Genomic DNA, 22632 nt, shown 5'->3' with positions numbered 1-22632 from the left:
GCCCAGACCCGCAACGCTCGCCCGCCGCACGACGAACGAGTGATTCACCACGTTGGAGAACAAGGCGTGGGTTCCCGCGAAAGGAAAGACGAACAGGCCCAGCACGGTCCGCGCGGGGTTCTCCGGACTCGTGAACGCGAAGAGATCGCTGAGGTCGGCTGCCGGATCGCCGATGGACCTCGGCCCGTCCACGTGGTCAGACATCGCTCGCTCCTGCGGGCTGTGCGCGCGGCAGCTTCACGGCTGCTCCTCGCGTATCCATGGGCTTGTGCCCTTGCGCGCGTTCGGTGGTCCGCCAAAGGGAGTGACGCGGCCCGGCTCTTCGGGAATCGACTTCAGGTATTCCACCAGTTCCCAGCGCTGCGCATCCGTGAGCAGCGGGCCGATCACGCCGTTGCCGCGCGGGCCGTTCTCGAAGGAGTGACCGGCGTTCGAGTTGCCGCGCAGGCTGGTGTCGAGCAAGAAGCTGCCGCTCTTGCCGCTGGTGTCCAGCCCGACCTTGACCGGATCGAACTCGCGCCCAACATAGAACTTCTTCGTGCGCTCGCTGGCCGGGATCAGCATCTCGTACAGGTTGGGTACCGAGCCGTTGTGCAGGAAGGGCGGCGTGGACCAGACGCCATCGCGCGGAGCGGCCTTGTAGCGGGCCACCCGCGGCGGTGGTGGCAGGGGCAATTCGCGATAGCCGTGCAGTTCGGGCGACTGCGCCTCGGCCGGCGGCAACTTCGACAGCGCCTTGTCCAGCACGATGTTTTGCAGCACGAGGTAGAGCGCGCCGGTGGGGATGATGGGCTGGTCCTTGAAAGGCGGCGGCAGGTAGGGCGCGAGGTGGCCGGTGACGGCGTAGGGACGCAGGTTGTCGAACTGGCCCGCATCGGTGCCCACGTATTTCTGCGGCACCAGCCCCACTTCGAGAAAGCGCTTGCCGTACTTGTTGGGTTCGGTCCAGGTGTAGGGCCAGGCGTTGTGGCAGCTTGCGCAGTGGGCGGCGAACAGCTTCTTGCCGGCGGCGGCCTTCTGCCGGTCGATGCGCCCGAAGACCTCCTCGGGCCACGCGGGCGGCGCCAGCCGCGTGAGCTGGTTCTCCATCGCCTGGAGGTTGGCCAACTGTGCATTCGAATCGAAGAGTCCTTCCTGCGGCGTTTTGGAGTGCAGGTTCATGGGCATGAACACGCCCATCGCCTCCGTCAGGTTGCGCCCGATCGGGTCTTGCTGGGTCGCGCGCCACTGAGTCCACGAGCCGTGCGGCGCGTTCCACAGGAAAGGCGGCTTGGTTGGCGCAAGCGGCGTCGACCAGTTCTCGGGAATGCCCGTTTCCGTCGCCGTGACGCGGTTGACGATCGAGGCGATGGCATCGATGCGCGCCGGGCCCCAATGGATGGGCGTCGACAGCGTGCGCGTGCGGTATTGGCGGATCGGCACGGCCTCGCGTTCCATGCGCTTGCCCAACTCGCCCTTGGCGTCCGTGCTCGTGGCACCGAGGCGCGCCGCCAGGCGTTCGAGCTTCTGCGGATCGGACAGGGTGGCCTGCACGGCATCGTCGAGGGCGCTGACGTAGGCCATCATGTCGAAGGTGTTGCCAACACCACCGTCGATGCGTATGCGCTTGCCCTGGTAGTTGAGCTGGCCGTTGTGGCAGGCGGCGCACGTCAGCCCCAACTGGATGTCGTTCACGCCGGCGCCTCTTGGCACCACAGTCTTGCTCAGCCCGATCGGCAGCGCATCGGGATTGGTCGACGGGTTCGCGGCCTGGGTGATGAGCCCGTAGCGGTTGCTGTTGGCATCGGAGCGGAACAACTCCTGCCCGCCTGCCACCTCCAGGTTCAGGAAGATGTCGTAGGACATCACGGCCGAGCCCTGCGAGGCCTGGTAGTACCAGGCGCGGTCATCGGCGGACCAGCCCTGCTTGAGGTAGATGACCTCCCCTGGCGCACTGGCCGCCGGCTGCGCCCCCAGCCCGCTCGCCAAGCCCAAGCCCAGGCCCAGAACGAGCGGCGCCATGGTGAAACCAACGACCCGCCCGGCAATGCTCGAAGTCGCGCGCATGCTGACCTCCTCGACCAACTCGGACTCCCTTGCCCTGACCCGATATGCGAGGGGCATTCTGGTGTGCCGATGCGCGCCGGTCGATCCCGGGTGCCACGTGCAACACGTACGTGGCTGACGAGCCGCCTAATCCGCGCGAAAGCCCGACTGGCGGATGACCGGACCCCATCGCGCGATGTCCGCCGACATGATGGCCGCGAGTTCCTCCGGCGTGGTCCCGGTGGGCTCGAGGCCATAGTCGAGAAGCAGCCGCTGGGTCTCTGGCGAATGCAAGGCCGCGACCAGCGCCTGCGACCAGGCATCGATCACCGGCCTGGGCGTCTTCGCAGGCGCGAAGATGCCGGCCCAGCCAATCGCCTGCACCGTGGGATAGCCTTGCTCCACGAAGGTGGGCACCTCCGGCAGTCGTGGCTCGCGCTTCACGCCCGAGGTTGCGAGGATGCGCACGCGCCCCGCCTTGTGCATCTCCACGAGGTCGGAAATGCTGGAGATGCCGGCCGGGATGGTCGCGCCGATCAGGTCAATCGACATGGGTGCGAATCCCTTGTACGCTACGTGCGTCATGTCGGTTCCGACGGCCCTGGAGATCATCACACCCAGGAAATGCGGAAGGCTTCCCGCGGCAGGCGTTCCATAGAAAGCCTGCGACGGATGGGACTTCATCCATTCCACAAAGTCAGGAAAGGACTTTGCAGGGTGGTCGGCGGGAACCGCGAAGGCAAAGCAATAGCTGGCAATCTGCGTAACGGGGGCAAAGTCATGTGCCGCGTCGTATTGCACGTCCTTGAAGGTCATTGGCGCCAGCACCGGAACCGCAATGGGTAACAGCGCCACGATGGACCCGTCCGGCGTCGCGTTCTTCAGGGCCATGGCGCCCACGCGACCGCCGGCCCCGGGCCGTTCCTCGACGATCACCGCCCGGCCGAGCGGGCCGCGAACCTGCTCTGCGAGATGCAGCGACACCGCCCGCGCCGATCCCCCTTCGAAAGCCAGCAGGATGCGGGCCGGGCTTGCGCTATTGGCCTGTGCCGTTGCATTCGCGCCGAGGCCGCAGCAGGCAGCCGCCAGGACCCCGGAAAAGATCCAACCCAGACGCATGGAAGTTCTCCCGGTGAGATTGCACCTTCGTCGCGCGGACGGCTCGCGATTATGAAACGTGCAGGCCCATGACGGCACAGGCTTTTTCAACCGCTGCGCAGGCTTCGACGCAGGAATTGCTGCGTTTCGAGCGTTTGCTGTCCGAAGTGTCGGCTGCCTTCATCCATCTGCCGGCCAAGCACGTCGACCGCGCCATTGACGACAGCCTGGAGCGCATCGTCGAGACCCTGGGCATCGACCGCTCAACCCTGACCCGCGTCTTCCTGCAGACCGGCCGCATTGAAGTCACGCACTCCTTTGCCCTGGAGGGCGTGCAGCCGGTACCGAGGTCCAGGGCCGCGCGCGACACCAATCCCTGGGCCCTGTCGCAGGCGCTGGCCAACCGCTGCGTCGTCTTTGCCGACCTGGACGAACTGCCGCCAGAGGCCCATCAGGACAGGGAGCACTGGCGCGGGATCGGCCTGAAGTCCCACGTGATGATGCCGATCGTGGTGGCGGGGCAGTTGTACGGTTCGCTCAATTTCGGATGCGTGCGCACCCATCGCAGCTGGCCCGGCGACCTCGTGGCGCGCATGCGCCTGCTGGCTGAAATCTTCGGCAATGCCATGGTGCGCAAACTGGCCCAGGAGGAACTCGACCTGACCATCGGCTTCGAGCGGCTCGCGAGCACCGTCCTCGCCGCCCTCGTGCTGGCCCAGCCGGGCGACGAAAGCGCCATCATCGATCGGGGATTGCGCCAGATCGGCGAGTTCGTGTCTGCCGAGCGGGTGGCGTTGTGGCAACGAACGGCCGATGGCGATCATTTCCGCGCCACGCATCACTGGAATGCCTACGGTTTCGAAGCACCCACCGGGTTCGGCGTGGCGAACAGGCTGCCATGGATCAACGCGCAGATCTCGGCGGGCCGGACAGTGCGGATGGCGCGCCTTGCGGAGTTGCCGGCGGAAGCGTCGATCGACCGGGCCACGTTGCGCGAACTCGACGTGCGTTCTGCGCTCCTCGTTCCGATCGCGATGGCCGGCGTCTATGCGGGAGCGCTTTCCATCGCGAGCATCCAGCGCGAGAACGAATGGCCTGATGCCTTGTTGCCCGGCGTGACGCTGCTCGCCGAAGTCTTCGCCAGCGTGCATGCACGCCGGGCTGCAGAACGACAGAAGCTGGCCGCCGAAGTCGAGGCGGCGCATTGGCGCGAACGCCTGGCCCACCTGGTCCGCGTGCACACCGCGGGAGAAATGTCCGTGGCCCTTGCGCACGAGATCACGCAGCCCCTCGGTGCCATCGAGAACTACGCGCTCGCAGCACGCCGCCGCGCTGCCGCATCCATTCCCGACCTGCCGCGCGTCGTGGACCTGCTGGACAAGGTCATCGGCCAGGCAACCCGCGCGGGCGACGTCGTGAGCCGCATGCGCAGCATGACGCAGCGGCACGAGCTGGATGTCAAGCCGATCGACGTCGAGCGCGCCATCGTCGAGTGCATCGGCATGGTGAAGATGGACTGCGAGCTGCGTGACATCCGGATCCTCTTGAGAACCTCGGGCCCCGCGCCCGTGGTGGTGGCCGACGAGATCCACCTGCAGCAGGTCATGCTCAACCTGTTGCGCAATGCCGTCGAGGCCACCGAGATGGGGCAAGGCACGGTGCGCGAGATCACGGTGACGATCGCGACCACGAACGGCAATGAAGTCCTGGTCGAAGTTGCCGATCGTGGCATCGGCATCGCTCCAGGCGACCTGGAACGCATCTTCGAGGCGTTCTTCTCCACCAAGTCCAGCGGCCTGGGCGTAGGCTTGGCGATCTGCCGAAAGCTGATCGAGGCCCACGGCGGCAAGCTTTGGGCGTCGCAGCACGAGGGCGGCGGCGCCCTGTTCAGCCTGACGCTTCCGGTCGCACCCCATGCAGGCTGAAGACAAGATGCCAGACCCCACCGTGTTCATCGTCGATGACGACGAGGCCTATCGCGACTCCGTGTGCGAGCTGGTGAGCTCCGTCGGACTTGCGACCGAGACCTTCAACTCGGCGCTCGCATTCCTGGAAGCTTTCGACCCCGGGCGCCCAGGCTGCCTGGTGCTGGACGTGCGCATGGCACGCATGAGCGGGCTCGCGCTGCAGGAGCGCCTTGCGGCGATGGGTGCGCGCATTCCCATCGTCTTCATCAGCGGCCATGGCGACATTGCGATGGCGGTCAAGGCCGTGAAGGACGGCGCCGTCGACTTCGTGCAAAAGCCTTACCGCGAGCAGCAACTCCTGGATGCCGTCGATGAGGCCCTGCGCCGGGATGCCAGGCAACGTGCGCCCGTCAACGATCCGCAGCATGCGCTGGCCGAGCGCAGCAAGGCGCTCACCGAACGTGAGCGCGAGGTCATGAACCTGGCGCTCAAGGGCTTGCCAAGCAAGCTCATCGCCAAGGAACTGGGCATCAGCCACCGCACGGTCGAGCAGCATCGCAGCCGCCTGCTCGAGAAGCTGGGGGTCGGCTCGATCAATGAACTGATGCGCGTCAGCCAGGAACGTCCGGCGCCATAACGCCGTGACTGCGACAGCACCACGTACGTGCCGCTCGTGTGCGCCCGGATGGCGCCAGCCATGCCAATGACGAAAATCGCGCCTCAGTTGCCGGAGGGTTCGAATGACTACCTTTTCATCACTTGTATCGCGTATTTGCTTTCTGATTGGCGTGCTTGCCCTGAGTGCTTGCGCCGCGCCCGGCGCGCAGCCGGGCTCCATGTCGGTGCGCCAGGGAACGATCGAACAGATCACACCCACCCAGATCCAGAGCAACCACCATGCCGGCATCGGCGCCGTCGTGGGCGGCCTGGCCGGTGTGGGCATCGGCAGCCTCATCGGCGGCGGAACCGGCCGCGATGTGGCGATGGTGCTCGGCGCGGTCGGCGGTGCGGTCGCGGGAAACGAAGTGCAGAAGAAGCATGACCAGCCCGTGCCTGCCCAGCAGGTCATGGTTCGCACCACCAGCGGCGTGCTGGTGGCGGTGACCCAACCGGTCGTGCCTGGCCTGCGCGTCGGCCAGCGCGTCTACATCGAAGGCAACGGCGAAAGCGCCCGCGTCCTCGCGCAGTAACAGGCGCCGCCCGCTCACGCGCTCTACGTACGTGGCCTGCGTGGCCGTCAGGATGGCTCGCTTGCATGTTGAGGATCACCATGGGAGATCAAGGGAGGGCAACGAACGCGCCATCCGATGAGGGGTCATGCCAACAACCGTCTTTGTCGTTGCTGCCGAGAAGGCCGATCGAAGGTGGATCGCATCGGCGATCGCACCGGCAGCAGACATGGACGCGGTGTTTGTCGACGACGAAGCCTCGCTGCTCGCCAGCCCGCCGTCGGGCCGCAGCTGCGTGATCGCACTGGCCGATGCGGACGAGCACGCGACCCTTGCCTTGGTGCGCGAGTTGAGAAAGCTGGGCACCCTGCTTCCGGTGATCGTGCTGGGCTCGCACACGGCCTTTCGGACCGCCGTGGAAATCGCCCGCATCCCTGCAACTGATTTCCTGGAACGACCTGTGAGCGCGCATCAATTGCGACAGGCCATTCTGGCGGCCTGCCCGGGCGGCTGAGTCAAAGGTCGGCTTGGCAGGCGTGCGGGCTCACAGCCGCTCGAGAACCGTGGCGATGCCTTGTCCGCCGCCGATGCACTGCGTGGACAGCGCATAACGACCCTGCTGACGCGCCAGCAGGGCTGCGGCCTTGCCGGTGATGCGCGCGCCGGTGGCGCCCAGCGGATGGCCGATGGCCATGCCGCCGCCGTCGATGTTCACGGTCGCCATGTCCAGTCCCAGGTCGCGGATGCAGGCCAATGCCTGCGACGAGAAAGCCTCGTTGATCTCCACCACGTCCAGGTCGGCGACGGTCAGGCCGGCACGCGCCAGTGCCTTGCGCGAAGCCGGGATCGGGCCGATGCCCATGATGGCCGGATCGACCCCCACCGTCGCAAAGCTGCGCACGCGCGCCAAGGGTTGAAGGCGTTGGCGCTGCGCAAACGCATCGCTCACGACCAGCACCGCGGCAGCGCCGTCGGTCAGCGGCGACGAGGTGCCCGCCGTGACCACGCCATCCGGCCGGAAGGCCGGCTTCAGGCTCGCCAACGCCTCCAGCGTGGTTCCCGGGCGGATGCAGCCATCGGCATCGACCACTTCGCCATCCGGCAGGTGGATCGGCACGATCTCATCGGCCAGACGCCCTTGCTCGCGGGCAGCGGCGGCCTTCTGGTGCGACTGCAGCGCGAGCCGGTCCTGGTCCTCGCGGTTCACGTTCCAGCGTTGCGCGACGTTTTCAGCCGTCTCGCCCATGGAGATATAGGCGTCGGTGCTCGCCTGCAATTCGGGGTTGGGCGAGAAATGGAGACCGCCCTGCGGCACCATGGTCATGGATTCCACGCCCACGCACAGGAAGGCGTCGCCCATGCCCGCCTCGATCTGTGCCGCTGCGATGTGCACCGCCTGCATCGAGGAACCGCAGAAGCGGTTCACCGTCATGCCGCCCACCGCGTGTGGCAGGCCGGCCAGCAGGCCGACGATGCGCGCCAGGTTGTTGCCCTGCGCCCCTTCGGGGTAGGCACAGCCGAGGATCACGTCCTCCAGCAGCGCCGGGTCCAGGTCCGTGCGCTTGAGCAGGCCTTGCACCACCTGCGCGGCAAGCGTGTCAGGCCGCATCTGCGCCAGGCGGCCCTTGCGGGCAAAGTGAAATGGTGAGCGCGCATAGGCGGCGATGACGGCTTTCATGGTGTTCTCTCCTTGAAGTGATCGGGGCAGGACTTGCAACGTGCTGGCCGGTGCGCGGCGCAACGGTGCGGGTGAAGCGAATGGTGCGGCTTCCTGACAATGTCGTAAATGACGTTTATAGTCATGAATCAGGACATGAACAGAAAGGAAAGCTTGCCATGCGCCGCATCGGTTACGTGCTCCCGGATGGGTTCCAGATCATGGCCCTGGCCACGCAAGCCGCGTTCGAGTTCGCCAACGTGGTGGTGCGCCAGCGCTTCTACGCGGTCGAGAACTACGCGCTCGACGGCGCAGCGCGCGCATCGGCGGGCCTGACCGTCAACACGCAGCGACTCACGGCGCGCAGCAGCGCCGACACCTGGCTTGTGGCCGGCGTCGTCTCGCCGCCATCCATGCCTGTGCCGCCCGAATTTGCGCGGGTGGTAGGCAAGATTGCGGTTCGTGCGCGGCGCATCGCCGGCTTGTGCACCGGCGCATTCGTCCTGGCCGATGCAGGCCTGCTCGACGGACGACGCGCCACCACGCACTGGGCATGGGCCGACGCATTGCAGCAGCGCCACCCCCGGGTGCAGGTCGAGGTCGACCGCATCTACATCGACGACGGATCGGTGTGGACCTCCGCCGGCATGACTGCGGAGCTGGATCTTGTGCTGGCGTTGGTGGAACAGGACCTGGGAGCCGAGGTGGCGCGCTCGGTCGCACGCCAGCTGGTCATGCACCAGCGCCGTTCGGGCGGGCAGTCACAGCACTCCGAGATGCTCAAGCTCGCACCGAAATCCGACCGCATCCAGCAAGCGCTGGAACATGCGCGCCGCAACCTCGCCGGACCTTTGGGCGTGGAACAGCTGGCTGAGGCTGCACGCCTGAGCCCACGCCAGTTCAGCCGCGTGTTCACGGCCGAGACGGGGCAATCGCCAGCCAAGGCCGTCGAGGGGCTGCGGCTCGAAGCCGCGCGGCTGATGATCGAGAGCAGCCGCCATCCGCTGGAAGTGGTGGCCAGGGAAACGGGCTTTCGCGACCGACGCCACCTGCGCGAGGCCTTCCTGCGCGGCTTCGGCACGTCGCCGCAGGCGGTGCGGCGCGATGCGAGATTCGTGCAATGAGTAGCTGCACGGCCTCGTCGCGCTGATTGCGCGTCGCGCGGCGCAAGACCAGGCGCCCTGCCCGCTCAGTGCGGGCGGCGACCCAGCTGAAGCAATGGTTGCGCGCCTGCGCCATCTTGTTGACGAAAGTGCAATGAAGCATTCGCGCGAGTGCTCTTTTTCCATCGACGCCTGCCTTCTAGATTTGGCGTACCGGTCGGAAAAGGAATCGTCATGAAACCCAGCCTGCTCTCAGCATTCGTCCCCGTGTGCATCTTCGCGGCCGCCATGATTCATGGCGCAGGTGCAGATGGCACCACCGTTGACCCGACGCCTTGCGCCACCAAGAGGGTTCTGGCCGACGTGAAAGCCGAACTGGTCCGGTTCACGGGCGCGGGCTCAAGGCCCGACACGCACGTGCTCCGACCAAAGTAGCAAGCCCGCATCACGCCACAGGCCGATTCCAGATCCTCCGGCCCGCACAAAAGTCAGGGCAAGCGCAACAGCACGCCCATGCCGGTTCCTGATCCACCACCAAACCCTCAAGGAAAACTCATGTCGAAAGGAATGATCATGTCCACCACCCTCCTGTGGCCGCGCTGGCGCAGCGCGCTCGTCTCCGCCGCCTTGAGCGTCGTTTCCGCGGCGACGCTTTTGCCAACGGCATCGATGGCGCAAGCCGACACCGACGAAGTGAACCCCATCCGCGCGTTCAAGGTCAACGTTCCCGAGGCCCAACTCGTGGAGTTGCAAAAGCGCGTGAACGCCACCCGCTGGCCCGACAGGGAAACCGTCGACGACCAATCGCAAGGCCCGCAGCTACTCAAGCTGCAGCAGCTCATTCGCTACTGGGGTACCGACTACGACTGGCGCAGGGCCGAGGCCAGGCTCAACGCGCTGCCGCAGTTCGTCACGGAGATCGACGGACTGGACATCCACTTCATCCACGTGCGTTCGCCGCACCCCAACGCCCTGCCGCTGATCATCACGCACGGCTGGCCGGGATCGGTGCTGGAACAGCTGAAGGTCATCGAGCCGCTGACCAATCCGACCGCGTACGGCGGACGTGCGGAAGACGCTTTCGACGTCGTCATTCCCTCGATGCCCGGCTACGGGTTTTCCGAGCGGCCGACACGCACCGGCTGGGACCCCGAGCACATGGGCCGGGCCTGGGACGTGCTCATGAAGCGCCTGGGCTACACGCGCTATGTGGCCCAGGGCGGCGACTGGGGTTCGGTCGTCGCGGACGCGATGGGACGCCAGGCGCCGCCGGGGCTGCTTGGCATTCACGTCAACATGCCTGCGACCGTGCCGAAGGATGCGGCAAAGGCGCTGAACAATGGCGACCCGGCACCCAAGGGCCTGTCGGCCCCGGAAAAGGCGGCATTCGACCAGCTGGACAGCTTCTTCAGGAAGAACGCGGGCTACGGCGCCATCATGGCGACGCGTCCGCAAGCCGTGGGCTATGCACTGTCCGACTCGCCGGCGGGCCTCGCGGCGTGGTTCTACGACAAGTTCTCGCAGTGGACCTACAGCGGCGGCGACCCCGAGCGCGCGCTGACCAAGGATGAGATGCTCGACGGCATCACGCTGTACTGGCTGACCAATACCGCGGTCTCATCGGCCCGGCTGTACTGGGAGAACAACAACAACAACTTCAGCTCGCCGGCGCAGCGAACCACCGAAATCAAGGTGCCGGTGGCAGTGACGGTGTTTGCCGGCGAGATCTATCGCGCGCCCAAAAGCTGGACTCAGCGCGCCTATCCCACGCTGATCTACTTCAACGAAGTCAGCAAGGGTGGCCACTTCGCCGCCTGGGAGGAGCCGGCGCTCTTCAGCGCCGAACTGCGCGCCGCCTTCCGGCCCCTGCGCTGAAGCACGTCACAAGCACCCAGGGAATCATGATGAAGTTCTCCCGCATGGCCATTGCCGCTTCTTTTTTCCTGCTTGCCATCGCCCAGGTGTACGCCGAGGAATACGACGGCGTGCTCCACATCCAGTCGACGCGCAGCCGCAGCGAAGTTCGTGCACAGGCGGTCGAGGCCGCGCACGCCCGCAACCAGAATGCGGACGCAGCCTCGTCCGTGGTGGCCTCCGCGCCGACGTCGCCGCGCGACCGTGCCACCGTGCAGGCCGAAGCAGTCGCCCACGCGCATCGCCCCAATCAGAACTTGCGCGTCGAAGCTTTCGCGAACAGCCGTATTCCGTCCTACTACGACCTGAACAAGGCATCCAGTCAAGCCCATGTCGGCAAGGGCGCGACGCAGCAATGAGCTTGTTCCAGCCATGAAAAAAGGCCAGCGGCTCGCGCCCTGGCCTTTTTTCTTTCTGACGGGCCGGCGCATCCGGCTGGCCTTCCTGCAGGCACGGAAGTCGCCCGATGGAGCGAGTCCCGGCCAGATCACCAACGGATCACGAATTCACTTGCCCTCCAGATTGAGGTTGTGGGCCGCGAAGCGCGCTTCTGCCCGCACGGTGCTGCGATCGATCGAACCGGCCGTCGGAGGCGTCACGCCCTGGCCGTAGCCGTCGGCATAGCGATCGGGACCATGTGCCGTGGCGACGGCATCCGAGCGCACGATGTTGCGGGCCACCGGGTTGGTGGGAAGCGCAGCAACATGAGACTGGGCGCCTTCCGCGTAGGGGTCTTCGCTGTGCGCAGCAGTCACTGCCTCCGCCTTCACTTCAGCGCGGCTTCGAACAGAGTGGATCGTCAGCACACCGTCGTAGGTTTCTGCTTGTGCGCCAACAACGCTCAAAACCGCAAGCGCGGCACCTGCAAGGATCATCTTTGAGGTCTTCATTTCACTTTCCTTTCCGTGGACTTGAAATTCGAATCGGACCCTGGCAGTGGTGCACTTGGCCGATTCACGCAGAACAGCGGAATTGCTGCGCTGTCAGGTTCACGTGGGAACGAAGGTGGTGGCAACAAGCACCCTGGATTGAAGAGGAGTCTTGACGAAACTGGAACAATTGCGCCGCTGACGAATGCCGCAATGTGCGCGTTGCGTTCAGCGTGATGTGAGCTGACTTGCCCGTGGACTCAAGGCTGTAGAGCGTTGCGCTTTCAGCAATAACAAGTTGCGGCAAGCGTCGTTTATCAGATGCGACCGGCGCTCTACATTGGCGAAACCCACCGCAACGAGGCGTCCGACATGAACACGTGCACAGTGAGCCCGCCAACCACAGCTCATGCGCTGATCACAGGCGCAGAAGCTGCGCCGCAGCCGGAGCGGGCCTTCCAACTGCATGCGGTGCAAGCACGCGCCGAAGCCCAGGCGTTCCCCACCTTGGAGGCAAGGCAGGCACTGTGGCTCAAGGGCGCGATCCTCGTGGCTTTCCTGGCCGCTTCGAGCGTGCCACCGCCGCTCCGTGCGATGTACGGGAAGATGTGGGGCTTCTCCGAACTCACGCTCACGTCGGTGTTTGCAAGCCATGCGCTGGCGCTGATCGCGGCACTGCTCGTTCTCGGCACGCTGTCCGCCTTTCGCGGGCGCCGCGCGATGCTGGTGACCGCACTGGGACTCGAAATCGTCGCGGTCATGTTGTTCTTGCGTGCGGACTCGGTGGCCTGGCTCGTTGCCGCGCGCCTTCTCCAGGACGCCGCCACCGGAATTGCCTGCGGCACGCTGGGTGCCGAACTGGTCGACCTGCACCCGCAACGGAGTGCACTGATCAGTGGCGTGGCACCAATGGTCGGCCTTGGATTGGGAGCGTTGGGCGCCAGCGCGTTGCTGCCGTTCGCTCCGGCGCCGACGCGTCTTGTGTTCGAGATTCTCCTGATCATCTTCATGCTTCAATTGACTGCAGCGCTCTATCTCCCGGAGACGCTGCGGCGCAGTGCCGGCGCCCTGCCGTCTCTGGTGCCAAGAACTGCGGCGCGTTGCTCGCACCGGCGGGGGTTCCATGGAACTCGGCCGGTTCTGCGCAGTTCGGGACCGCGCTGGCAGTTGCAGTCTTCGATGCGAACTTCAATGCCTCGATCCCTGACCCAAGGAGACAGGCGTGATTGAGCAGCGCGAGCGTCCCAACATCCTCATTGCACACCCGGACCCCATCGTGTCCGCGGGCCTGGTGGCAGCCTTGAGCCAGAACGGCACGTTCGAGGTCTACGTCCACGGCGTGGACAACCTGGGCGCGGACGGTCCGCTCGTGGATGCAGTCGTCTCCGACTACGCCGGTGCCTTGCGCCTGACCCACACGAACGAGCGCAAGGCCTGGGGTGTGCGGGGTGCGGCCAGGATCCTTGCGCTCACCTCCAACGACCGCGAGGCGGACATCCGCTGCGCCATCGAGCTTGGCGTGCAGGGCTATCTGCTGGTTGGCGGGCCGCTCAGCGAGTTGATCGACGCCGTGGCATCCGTCGCACGCGGCGTGCGTTTCTTCAGTGCGGCGGTGGCCCAACGCCTGGCGGACAGCCTCACCCGCGAAGCGTTGACGACGCGCGAGGTCGACGTGCTTCAGTTGGTCGTGACCGGCCAGCCGAACAAGGCGATTGCGCGAAGCTTGCGCATCGAACTGGCCACCGTGAAGTCGCACATGAGCGCCATCATGAGAAAGCTGGGCGCGAGTTCGCGCACCGATGCCGCGCGCATCGCGGCCGCGCGTGGCTTGCTGGAGAGCGCCTGCCACACGCATCAGCGCGCACCCGCATCGAAGCCCTTGTCCGTTGAAGCGGCGCAAGCCGCGCTCTAGCGCAAAGCCTTCTTGCGGCCTCCTCCCTTGGTCGGAGAGGCCGGCCATCCGTCCCGCCGATACCCGAACGCGAGCCTGACCCCAGCTTCAAGTCAGGTCGGATGCGATTCAGCGCTGACCTTTCATCCTCAAAAACCTTCTTTCAGGAGTGATCATGACCACAGCCATTCAGACCCGTAAAGTTCTCTATACCGCCCGCGTGCACACCGCAGGCAACCGCGATGGCGGCGTCTCGCGCAGCGACGACGGCCGCCTTGACATCGCCCACGGCGTGCCCGGCAAGTCCGCCACCGGCACCAATCCCGAGCAGTTGCTCGCGGCAGGCTGGTCCGCCTGCTTCCAGGGTGCCATGGGCCTGGCAGCGGGCAAGCTGAAGGTCGGCATCCCGGCACAAACGGCCGTGGACGCGGAGGTGGATCTGGTGCTGGGCGATGACGGCTTCAGCTTGCAGGCGCGCCTGCACGTCAGCCTGCCCGGCCTCTCGCGCAATGTGGCGCAGGCCCTGATCGACGCGGCGCAGGAAACCTGCCCCTATTCGAAGGCCATGGCCGGCAACGTGAACGTGCAGTACTTGCTGGTCTGATGCCGGCAGGTCGTTGCCACTGTCCCTTCATCCGACGGATTTGCCCATGAATTCATCGTTCACACGGCGCGACCTGCTTGCCGGCGCGGCAGCGGTCGCGCTGACCACCACGCCGCTTGCGTTTGCTGCCTCCGCCGCTTCTGCCGCCATACAACCGGCCGCATCGACACCCGGCGCCATTCGCCCTTTCAAAATCAGCGTGCCGCAAGCGAAGCTGGACGACCTGCGCCGGCGCATCGCGGCCGTGCGCTGGCCCGGCAAGGAACTGGTCGCCGACGCGTCGCAGGGCGTGCAGCTCGCCACGATGCGCAAGCTCGCGCAGCATTGGTCGACCACCTACAACTGGCGAAAGATCGAGGCCAGGCTCAACGCGCTGCCGCAGTTCGTCACCGAGATCGACGGCGTGGAAATTCACTTCATTCACGTCCGCTCCAGGCACCCCGATGCGCTGCCGCTCATCGTCACGCATGGCTGGCCCGGTTCCATCATCGAGCAGCTGAAGATCATCGAGCCATTGACCAACCCCACGGCCCACGGAGGCCAGGCGTCGGACGCCTTCGACGTGGTCATTCCTTCCCTGCCCGGCCACGGGTTCTCGGGCAAGCCCACGGAGCTTGGCTGGGATCCCGTGCGAATCGCGCGCGCCTGGGCGGTGCTGATGGAGCGGCTGGGCTACACGCGCTATGCCGCGCAGGGAGGCGACTGGGGCAATGCAGTGACGGAACAGCTGGCGCTGCTGACACCGCCGGGATTGATCGGCATACACACCAACATGCCGGCCACGGTGCCCGACAACGTCAGGCAGGCACTTGCGCTTGGCCACCCCGCGCCATCCGGGCTCGCACCCGACGAGCAGCATGCGTTCGACCAGCTCGACTTCTTCTTCAAGCACGGCCTGGCCTACGCCCAGGAGATGGGGAATCGTCCGCAGACCCTCTATGCCATCGAGGACTCGCCCATCGGGCTGGCGGCCTGGATGCTGGATCACGACGCCCGCAGCTACGAGCTGATCGCGCGGGTGTTCGACGGCCAGCCCGAGGGACTGACCCGCGACGATGTGCTCGACAACATCACGCTCTACTGGCTCACCGAAACAGGGGTTTCATCCGCGCGGCTGTACTGGGAAAGCAAGCTGGATTTCTTCGCGCCGAAGCATGTCGCCATTCCTGTGGCGATCAGTGTGTTTCCCGATGAGCTGTATGCGGCACCGCGCAGCTGGACGCAGCAGGCCTATCCCGGGCTGGTTCACTACAACCGGTTGCCAAAGGGTGGGCATTTCGCCGCGTGGGAGCAGCCGCAATACTTTGTGGACGAACTTCGCGCGGGCTTCAGGTCACTGCGGAGAGGCGACAAAACGGCGTGAACCCGACAGGCGTGCGGCAAGGACTTCCTGCCGCACTTCTCAGGAGAATTCGAGCTTGCTCAAGTCGATGGCGACCATGAGCAAATCGCGCACAGGTCGCAAGTCGGGGCCGCGAACGTAGGCACGCCGGCGGGTGGGCATCCTGAAGCCCTGGATGTCCGTGAAGCCGTCCACGTACTGCGCCGCCGGGAACCCGCCAGCAACGTCCACCACGTAGTCGTGGCGCCGCAGGAGGAAGTCGTCACCGAAGTAGAAGTCCTGCACGTCGCAATGGCTGGCGAAGCGCGCAGGAAATCTCACGCGCAGGCCGCGCCACCGCGCATCGCCCTCCTCGATCGGGTCGATCTCGCTGACCTCGAAGCCCGGCATCGCCATGAAGAACGGCGTGGTCAGATAGGTCCAGAGCGCATAGCCGTTGAAGTAGGCGCGATGGAGCGGATCCCAGGGCGTGTTCATGCTGTGGCCGGCAAAGGAATTGCGCGGGTCCAGGCGCTCCTTGACGAGCTCACCCTCCATCGTCTCGATCGCGACGCGTTCGGGCCTGAAGTTCGTGCGCCAGTTGGGTTGGCCAAAAGGCGCGACCGAGGCGAACTCCTCATGAAGCGACACCTTCATCTGCCGGGGCGCGGGATCCTGGATCAGGCCCTTGAGTGGCCACAGGCCGCCACCCGAGACGATCCGTGCGCTCAGGACATTGAACTGGTTCCAGCGGGCCAGGCCGCCGTGAGCCTCCAATACATCGTCCAGTAACTTGACCATCGCTGCTCCAATTTCGTTTGCCAGAAGCTGCCAGCGTAGTCAGGGACGACCGGGTCAGAAAGCGTGGATTTCGCAAAACTCCATTTCAGCGACAGCATGCAGCGAAGCTTCACGGAGATCGCGTCGCGAGCCGCACGTCAACCGAGCCGCAGGTCCTCATGACGTTCGAAAAGCGCGATGGTCCAGTCGATGAAGACGCGAACCTTGGCACTGAGGTAGCGGTTGGGCGCATACAGCACGTGCACCGGGACCTCCGGCGTGCGCCAGTCCTCGAGCAATGGCACGAGTTGTCCGGCCTTGAAGGCGGGGCCAACCGCGTAGCTTGGCGCCTGGATGATGCCGAGGCTCGCCAGGCCGGCAGCGACATAGGAGTTGGTTTCGTTCACGATGAGCTTGTGCTCGAGCGCGAGTTCAATCTCCGAGTTGCCTTCGAAGAAGCGGAACGCCAGCGCTCGATTGCTGCGCGCGGTCATCAGGCCCACCACCGGCAGCTCGCGAAGCGCTTCGGGCGTTGCCGGTGTGCCATGCGTCTTCAGGAAGGCAGGCGTCGCGCACGTGATGAAGCGGAAGACACCGATCTTTCGGGCCACCATCGACTGCTCGTTGACCTCGCCGGCCCGGATGACGCAGTCAACGCCTTCGGCCACGACGTCGGTGCGCCGGTTGCCCACGCCGAGCTCCAGGTCGACGTCAGGATATGCGCGATAGAAATCAGGCAGGTTGGGCACGATGATCATCGTGCCAATGGCGGCGGGCGCTTCCACGCGCACCTTTCCCGTGGGCTTGCCACGGGACAGGCGCGTGGACGATTCGATGTCGGAAAGGTCGGCCAGCAGACGCACCACGCGTTCGTAGTAGGTCGCGCCCTCCGGGGTGACGGTGACGGAGCGCGTCGTGCGGTGCAACAGTCGCACCTTCAGCTCTTCCTCGAGTCCCTGGATCAGCCGGGTCACCGTGGCATTCGGAACGTCGAGCGTGTCGGCGGCTTTCGTGAAAGTGCCCGCCTCGACCACCCGGACGAAGGCGTTCATTGCGGCGATGCGGTCCATGGTGACGGCCCCTGCTTTGACACGGGCGGCCATCATAGACCGTGGCCGGCAGGCGCGCGGCGATTGTTCCGGCAATGGCAATAACGCATTGATCCGGCTTGTCTTTTTCAAGAGGGCGACGGGCACTAGATTGGAGCCATGCCAACCCCTTGAGGTAACCACCATGATCCATCTGAGCCATGCCGGGTCCGCGGCCCGTTTCGAGGTCCGGTTCCAGTCGCTTTTTCATGAAGGTCGCGGGTATGCGTTCCCTTGCGATGCCGAAGGGCACGTAAAACTCGATTCGCTGTCCGAGCGCGGACGCTCCAGCTACCTGCACGCGCAGGCGATGGTGGGTCGGGAGTTCGCGCTGCCCAACGTCTGCCTTGCCTGAATCCAGGAGATCCTCATGAACGCCTTGATGAACCCGGTGACGGCTGCAGCAGGCATCGTCAGCCATCCTCTCTTTGACACGCAAGCCCTCGAAAGCTGGCTGGCCGATCCCGAAAACCGGGAGGGCCAGGTGCGCGTGCGCCTCATCGAGCCCGACGATCTGGAACGCGAGCGCGAATTCGTCAACGGGCTTTCAGCGCAGACTTCCTACCTGCGCCTGATGTCTGCGAGAAAGCCGACGGATGAAGAGTTGCAACGCTGGACGCGGATCGATCGATCGCGTGAAGGGGCTCTGGTAGCCACGGTGGTCTCCGAAGGCCGGGAACGGCAAGTGGGCGTGGCGCGCTACGTGCTGGACGGCCCGGAAGGCCAGGCCGACTTTGCCGTCGTTGTCGCCGATGAATGGCAGGGCGAAGGCCTCGGCAAGCGTCTCATCCTGGCCTTGATCGATCTCGCCAGGGAGTCCGGCGTGAAGCACCTGTTGGGGAGCGCCATGTCGGACAACAGGCGAATGCTCGCCCTCGCCCGCCGGCTTGGCTTCAGGCTGTCGAAGGAGCCTGGGGCTGCGACCATCACAAACGTGAGCTTGTCGCTGCAGTGAATGCCCGGTCCCGCTCGAGACCGTGACGAAGCAAGCCGGGCCCTCCCTTGTTCAGTTGACGGCCACGTTCTTGTCGCGGATGACCTTGCCCCATTTGTCGAAATCGGTGCGGATACGCGAGGACATCTGCGCCGGGTCGCCGTAGGCGGCCACGGCCCCTGCCTTCACCAGGTGCGCCTGCACGTCCTTGTCGAGCAGGATCTGCTTCACCTCGGCGCTCACGCGATCCACGATCGGCTTGGGCGTGCCGGCCGGCGCCAGCAGACCGCCCCAGGACACCGCGTCGAAGCCCTTGAAGCCCTGCTCCGCAATCGTCTTCACATCCGGCAGCTGCTCGATGCGCTGCGGCGAGCCGACGGCGATGGCGCGAAGCTTGCCGGCCTGGATGTGCGGCAAGGCCGCCACCAGGTCGGCGTACATCACCGGCACCTGGCCGCCGAGCAGGTCGGTCACGGCGGGCGTGCCGCCCTTGTAGGCGATGTGCTGCATGTCGAAGCCACCCAGGTCCTTGAGCATTTCCATCGTCAGGTGACCGAAGCTGCCAGGGCCGGAGCTGGTGTAGTTGAGCTTGCCTTTTTCGGCCTTGGCCTTGGCGATCAGGTCGGGCAAGGTCTTCACATCGGGCAGGACTGCGGGATTGACCACCACGACGATGGGCAGGTCGTACACGCTGGCAACGGGCGCGAAGTCCCTGGACACGTCGTAGCCGGCCGACTTGTAAAGGTGCGGCGCGAGCAGCGTGGGCGTGGCGAGCATCATGAAGGTGTAGCCGTCGGGCGCGCTCTTGGCCACGAATTGCGCGGCAATGGTGCCGGAAGCGCCGGCGCGGTTCTCGACCACCACGGGCTGCTTGAGGCGCTCGGCCAGCTTCTGGCCGACCACGCGCGAGGCCGTGTCGGTCGGGCCGCCCGGCGGGAAAGGCACGATCAGCTTGATCGGCCGCGCGGGCCACTCCTGCGCGACCGCCGGGGCAACCGCAACGATGGCCAGCGAAGCCGTGGCGATCGCCAGGCACTGACGGCGGGTGAAGGTTGCGAATTTCATCAAGAAGTCTCCAGGTTCAAAAATTCAAACAAAGCTACAGGACGCCGCCCTGGCGCAGCGCGGCAATGGCCTGCGCGTCCATGCCCAGCAAGTCGCCGAGCACGCGCTCGGTGTCCTGCGCGAGCAGGGGCGGCGCGGCACGCACGGGCATGCGCTGGCCGTCGATTCGGTAGGGAGGCGCCAGCACCTGCACCCGGCCCGTTTCGGGGTTGGGAAGTTCGGCCAGCAGGCCGGCCTCGGCACTGCGCTGCGACTGCAGGGCCTCCAGCAGGCCCAGGACCTCGCCGCAGGGAATGCCGGCTGCCGTGAGCCGCGCCAGCAACTGTTCACGCGGGCGGCGGGCCAGTTCGGCGCGCAGTTCAGGCAAGAGCACATGGCGGTTCTGCGAGCGGACCAGGTTGGTGGCGAACCGTTCATCGGCCGCCAGGTCCGGACGCTCCAGCACCTCGCTGCAGAAGCGCTGGAACTGCGCGTTGTTGCCGACCGTGATGACCAGCGGGCCATCGGCCGCATCGAACACGCCATAGGGAACGATGGAAGGATGCGCGTTGCCGTACTTGGGCGGGTCGCTGCCCATGAGCAGCGCCTCCATGCCGTAGTAGGCAGTGATCATCAGGCCGCAGTCGTACAGGGCCATCTCCACATGCCGGCCCTGCCCCGTGCGCTGGCGGTCGAACAGGGCCGCCAGGATCGCCTGCGCCGCGAACATGCCGGTGAACATGTCCACCGCCGCCACGCCGAACTTGAGCGGGCCCTGCCCTTCCTCGCCGTTGAGCGCCATCAGGCCGGCCTCGCCTTGCACCACCAGGTCGTAGCCCGGGCGTGCGGCCTCGGGGCCGTCGGTGCGGTAGCCGGTGACGGAGCAGTACACGAGGCCCGGATTGATGGCCTTCAAGGACTCGTAGTCCAGCCCCATCTTGGCGATGCCGCCGAACTTGAAGTTCTGGATCACCACGTCGCTCTTGGCGGCCAGATCGCGCACGAGGCGCTGGCCCTCGGGCTTTTGCAGATCGACACCCACCGACTGCTTGTTGCGGTTGACGCTGTTGAAGTAGGCGGTGTTGCGCGAGCCCACGCGCAGGCCCCAGTCGCGCGTGTCGTCGCCGCGGCCGGGGTGCTCGATCTTGATGACTTCCGCGCCCAGGTCGCCCAGCGCCTGCGCGCACAAGGGACCGGCCAACACACGCGACAGGTCCAGCACGCGAACGCCGGCAAGCGGCAGTCGCACTTCGGTGGGCGCGCTCATCGCTTGCCGCGCAGCAGCGCGAAGTCGGGCGTCTTCTTCGCCAGGAAAGCATCGATGCCCGCCGCGGATTCGGCCGTGCCCTGCGCCTCGACCATGAACTGCGCCTCGCGTTCGAGCTGCGCGTCGAGCGTGTTCGATACCGCCTCGCGGCAAAGCGTCTTGATGCGCGCCGTGGCCTGCTCGGGACCGCCTGCCAGGCGCGTCGCCAATGCGATGGCCTCGGCGTCAGCACCGCCGGGTTCGGTGAGCCGGTTGACCACGCCCAGGGCATGCAGGCGCTCGGCGCCGATGCGGTCGCCCGTGAGGCACATCTCGGTCAGCAACTGGCGCGGCAGTGACTGCGCCAGGAAGGCCGTTGCACCGCCATCGGGTGTGAGGCCCACTTTCACGTACGCGACAGAGAAGGTCGCATCGCGCGCGGCGACAAGCAGGTCGCAGCCCAGCGCCATCGACAGGCCGGCACCGGCCGCGCCCCCTTCCACCGCCGCGACAATGGGCTTGGGAAAGTCGCACAGCAGGCGCACCAGGTCGTGCAGGCCTTCGAGCTTCTCGCGCCGTTGCGCGGGCGCCAGCTGGCGGCGGGTGGCGAGCAGGTTCAGGTCGCCGCCCGAGCAGAAGTAGCCATCGGCGCCCGTGAGCACGACCGCGCCGACGGTGGCATCGTTCGTGGCGGATGCCAACGCGTCGGACAGCGCGCCATACAGGCCAGGGCTGATCGCGTTGCGCTTGCCGGGTGTGTGGATGGCCAGCACCAGCACGGGGCCTTCACGGCGCACGAGGATGGGTGGAACGTTCGTGGTGTCGGTCATTGCACAGTCTCCTGTCCCAGCGCGATGTAGCGCGCCAGGTGATGGTCCTCATCGCCGAGTTGATGGTCGATCATGACCAGCCGCTTGGCGTAGTGCGACAGCGGCAGCTCCCAGGTCATGCCGATGCCGCCGTGCAGCTGGATGCACTCTTCGGCCACGCGTGTGCCGATGCGGCCGATGCTGTACTTGGCCGCCGACAGCGCCTTCTCGCGGCCGATGCGTTCGCCGCCGTCGATGGCAGCGGCCGCATTGATGACGGCCGAGCGCGCCTGCTCGACCTCCAGCAGCAGGTCGGCCATGCGGTGCTGCAGCGCCTGGAAGCTGCCGATGGGCACGCCGAACTGCTTGCGGATGCGCAGGTATTCGAGCGTGTCGCGCTTGGCGACTTCCATCGCGCCCAGTGATTCAGCGGCAAGTGCCAGCAGACCCCAACCGAGCGCGTGCTCGAGCACCGGGGCACCGGCCCCTTCCGCGCCCACCAGCGCGTCGGCGCCCACGCGCACGCCTTTCAGGGTCAGCTCCGCGGCACGGCCGCCGTCGATCTTGGGATAGCCGCGCCACGCGAGGCCCGGCGCGTCGCTTGGCACCAGGAAGAGCGAGATGCCGTCAGCATCGCTGTCGTCACCGCTCGTGCGCGCCGACACCAGCAGCAAGCCCGCTCGCTCACCCTGCTGCACGACCGCCTTGGCACCGCTGAGCGTCCAGCCGTCGCCCGAGCGCTCGGCGCGCGTCGCGACCAGCGTGGTGTCGTAGTGCGCGCCCGGCTCGTCGTGCGCCAGGGCGGCGACGGTGCTGCCGTCGATCAGTGAGGCGATGTGTTCCTTCTGCGCGTCGCTGCCAGCCTGCGCGATGGCGCGGCCCACGATCAGCGCGCCGAGGAAGGGCTCCACGACCAGGCCCTTGCCCAGGCTCTCGAAGACGACAGCCACGTCGAAGCCTGCGCCGCCAAAGCCGCCCACTTCCTCGGGGAACAGGGCGCCCAGGGCGCCGATCTCTGCCAGTTGCGACCAGTGCTTGCGGCTGAAGCCCTCGTCGCTGCGGGCGATGCGGTCACGCGTGCCGAAGTCGTACTGCTCGGCGATGAAGCGGTCCAGCGAGTCCGCCAGCATGCGGCGGTCTTCCGTGTGTTCGAAGTTCATGATGTTGCGCCCT

General features: G+C 66.1%; 25 protein-coding genes. 14 read left to right on the top strand and 11 right to left on the bottom strand.

Annotation, left to right across the window (positions count from 1 at the left end; all coding sequences use genetic code 11):
* The 3 genes from QTI66_RS35875 to QTI66_RS35865 form a co-directional block, all read right to left on the bottom strand.
* Positions 1-204: DUF4331 family protein (locus QTI66_RS35875; RefSeq protein WP_286565144.1), on the bottom strand; the 204-nt coding region annotated here is incomplete at its 3' end.
* 33 nt (positions 205-237) lie between these two features.
* Positions 238-2046 (bottom strand): di-heme-cytochrome C peroxidase, encoded by a 1809-nt coding sequence (locus tag QTI66_RS35870; protein ID WP_286565143.1) that lies wholly within the window; start codon positions 2044-2046, stop codon positions 238-240.
* Between the two features lie 126 nt (positions 2047-2172).
* On the bottom strand, positions 2173-3144 hold the full coding sequence (locus QTI66_RS35865; RefSeq protein ID WP_286565142.1) for a tripartite tricarboxylate transporter substrate-binding protein: 972 nt from the start codon (positions 3142-3144) through the stop codon (positions 2173-2175).
* A gap of 68 nt (positions 3145-3212) precedes the next feature.
* Between QTI66_RS35865 and QTI66_RS35860 the strand changes: the two genes are divergently transcribed.
* From QTI66_RS35860 to QTI66_RS35845, 4 genes are all read left to right on the top strand, one after another.
* Positions 3213-5048 carry a GAF domain-containing sensor histidine kinase gene (locus QTI66_RS35860; RefSeq protein ID WP_286565141.1) on the top strand — a complete coding sequence of 612 codons (1836 nt, stop codon included), beginning with the start codon at positions 3213-3215 and terminating at the stop codon, positions 5046-5048.
* Positions 5049-5055: 7 nt separating this feature from the next.
* A complete protein-coding gene (locus QTI66_RS35855) occupies positions 5056-5667 on the top strand; it encodes a response regulator transcription factor (protein WP_286565140.1) in 612 nt (203 codons plus the stop codon).
* 103 nt (positions 5668-5770) lie between these two features.
* Positions 5771-6220: an outer membrane lipoprotein gene (locus tag QTI66_RS35850; protein WP_286565139.1), complete on the top strand. Its 450-nt coding sequence runs from the start codon at positions 5771-5773 to the stop codon at positions 6218-6220.
* A gap of 127 nt (positions 6221-6347) precedes the next feature.
* Positions 6348-6713 carry a response regulator transcription factor gene (locus QTI66_RS35845; RefSeq protein WP_286565138.1) on the top strand — a complete coding sequence of 122 codons (366 nt, stop codon included), beginning with the start codon at positions 6348-6350 and terminating at the stop codon, positions 6711-6713.
* Between the two features lie 30 nt (positions 6714-6743).
* Here QTI66_RS35845 and QTI66_RS35840 read toward each other — a convergent pair whose 3' ends face one another.
* Positions 6744-7877: a thiolase family protein gene (locus QTI66_RS35840; RefSeq protein ID WP_286565137.1), complete on the bottom strand. Its 1134-nt coding sequence runs from the start codon at positions 7875-7877 to the stop codon at positions 6744-6746.
* Positions 7878-8035: 158 nt separating this feature from the next.
* Here QTI66_RS35840 and QTI66_RS35835 point away from each other — a divergent pair, with 158 nt between their 5' ends.
* From QTI66_RS35835 to QTI66_RS35820, 4 genes are all read left to right on the top strand, one after another.
* Positions 8036-8980: a GlxA family transcriptional regulator gene (locus QTI66_RS35835; protein ID WP_286565136.1), complete on the top strand. Its 945-nt coding sequence runs from the start codon at positions 8036-8038 to the stop codon at positions 8978-8980.
* A gap of 213 nt (positions 8981-9193) precedes the next feature.
* The gene (locus QTI66_RS35830) at positions 9194-9394 is read left to right on the top strand and encodes a hypothetical protein (RefSeq protein ID WP_286565135.1); all 201 of its coding nucleotides are present in this window, start codon (positions 9194-9196) and stop codon (positions 9392-9394) included.
* Positions 9395-9532: 138 nt separating this feature from the next.
* Positions 9533-10834, top strand: a complete 1302-nt coding sequence (locus QTI66_RS35825) for an epoxide hydrolase family protein (RefSeq protein WP_286565134.1) — start codon at positions 9533-9535, stop codon at positions 10832-10834.
* A gap of 44 nt (positions 10835-10878) precedes the next feature.
* Positions 10879-11232 (top strand): hypothetical protein, encoded by a 354-nt coding sequence (locus QTI66_RS35820; RefSeq protein WP_286565133.1) that lies wholly within the window; start codon positions 10879-10881, stop codon positions 11230-11232.
* Between the two features lie 147 nt (positions 11233-11379).
* Here the strand turns inward: QTI66_RS35820 and QTI66_RS35815 are convergent, their stop codons facing one another.
* On the bottom strand, positions 11380-11748 hold the full coding sequence (locus QTI66_RS35815) for a helicase SNF2 (RefSeq protein WP_286565132.1): 369 nt from the start codon (positions 11746-11748) through the stop codon (positions 11380-11382).
* Positions 11749-12114: 366 nt separating this feature from the next.
* On the opposite strand from QTI66_RS35815, the gene QTI66_RS35810 reads away from it, so the two are divergent.
* The 4 genes from QTI66_RS35810 (at position 12115) to QTI66_RS35795 (ending at position 15600) form a co-directional block, all read left to right on the top strand.
* Entirely contained in the window at positions 12115-12972 is an 858-nt protein-coding gene (locus tag QTI66_RS35810; RefSeq protein WP_286565131.1) for an MFS transporter, read from the top strand.
* Complete coding sequence (locus tag QTI66_RS35805; RefSeq protein ID WP_286565130.1) at positions 12965-13654, top strand: response regulator transcription factor; 690 nt, start codon at positions 12965-12967, stop codon at positions 13652-13654. Before QTI66_RS35810 ends, QTI66_RS35805 begins: the two co-directional genes overlap by 8 nt.
* Positions 13655-13808: 154 nt before the next feature.
* The gene (locus QTI66_RS35800; protein WP_286565129.1) at positions 13809-14237 is read left to right on the top strand and encodes an organic hydroperoxide resistance protein; all 429 of its coding nucleotides are present in this window, start codon (positions 13809-13811) and stop codon (positions 14235-14237) included.
* 46 nt (positions 14238-14283) lie between these two features.
* Positions 14284-15600: an epoxide hydrolase family protein gene (locus QTI66_RS35795; protein WP_286565128.1), complete on the top strand. Its 1317-nt coding sequence runs from the start codon at positions 14284-14286 to the stop codon at positions 15598-15600.
* Positions 15601-15639: 39 nt separating this feature from the next.
* Here the strand turns inward: QTI66_RS35795 and QTI66_RS35790 are convergent, their stop codons facing one another.
* On the bottom strand, positions 15640-16359 hold the full coding sequence (locus QTI66_RS35790; protein ID WP_286565127.1) for a hypothetical protein: 720 nt from the start codon (positions 16357-16359) through the stop codon (positions 15640-15642).
* 137 nt (positions 16360-16496) lie between these two features.
* The gene (locus QTI66_RS35785; protein ID WP_286565126.1) at positions 16497-17408 is read right to left on the bottom strand and encodes a LysR family transcriptional regulator; all 912 of its coding nucleotides are present in this window, start codon (positions 17406-17408) and stop codon (positions 16497-16499) included.
* Positions 17409-17571: 163 nt separating this feature from the next.
* Here QTI66_RS35785 and QTI66_RS35780 point away from each other — a divergent pair, with 163 nt between their 5' ends.
* Both QTI66_RS35780 and QTI66_RS35775 read left to right on the top strand, forming a co-directional pair.
* Positions 17572-17781: a hypothetical protein gene (locus QTI66_RS35780; RefSeq protein ID WP_286565125.1), complete on the top strand. Its 210-nt coding sequence runs from the start codon at positions 17572-17574 to the stop codon at positions 17779-17781.
* Between the two features lie 15 nt (positions 17782-17796).
* Positions 17797-18381 (top strand): GNAT family N-acetyltransferase, encoded by a 585-nt coding sequence (locus QTI66_RS35775; RefSeq protein WP_286565124.1) that lies wholly within the window; start codon positions 17797-17799, stop codon positions 18379-18381.
* Positions 18382-18432: 51 nt separating this feature from the next.
* Here the strand turns inward: QTI66_RS35775 and QTI66_RS35770 are convergent, their stop codons facing one another.
* The 4 genes from QTI66_RS35770 to QTI66_RS35755 are packed head-to-tail and all read right to left on the bottom strand — an operon-like array spanning position 18433 to position 22619.
* On the bottom strand, positions 18433-19425 hold the full coding sequence (locus QTI66_RS35770) for a Bug family tripartite tricarboxylate transporter substrate binding protein (RefSeq protein ID WP_286565123.1): 993 nt from the start codon (positions 19423-19425) through the stop codon (positions 18433-18435).
* A 34-nt stretch (positions 19426-19459) separates the two neighbouring features.
* The gene (locus tag QTI66_RS35765) at positions 19460-20671 is read right to left on the bottom strand and encodes a CaiB/BaiF CoA transferase family protein (RefSeq protein ID WP_286565122.1); all 1212 of its coding nucleotides are present in this window, start codon (positions 20669-20671) and stop codon (positions 19460-19462) included.
* Positions 20668-21480, bottom strand: a complete 813-nt coding sequence (locus QTI66_RS35760; protein ID WP_286565121.1) for an oxepin-CoA hydrolase, alternative type — start codon at positions 21478-21480, stop codon at positions 20668-20670. Before QTI66_RS35760 ends, QTI66_RS35765 begins: the two co-directional genes overlap by 4 nt.
* On the bottom strand, positions 21477-22619 hold the full coding sequence (locus QTI66_RS35755; protein ID WP_286565120.1) for an acyl-CoA dehydrogenase family protein: 1143 nt from the start codon (positions 22617-22619) through the stop codon (positions 21477-21479). Before QTI66_RS35755 ends, QTI66_RS35760 begins: the two co-directional genes overlap by 4 nt.
* Positions 22620-22632: the final 13 nt, after the last annotated feature.

Source organism: Variovorax brevis (assembly GCF_030317105.1).
Taxonomy (GTDB): domain Bacteria; phylum Pseudomonadota; class Gammaproteobacteria; order Burkholderiales; family Burkholderiaceae_C; genus Variovorax; species Variovorax brevis.
The sequence above is the reverse complement of the archived record's forward strand: the minus strand, read 5'-3'. Positions and strand labels throughout refer to the sequence as shown.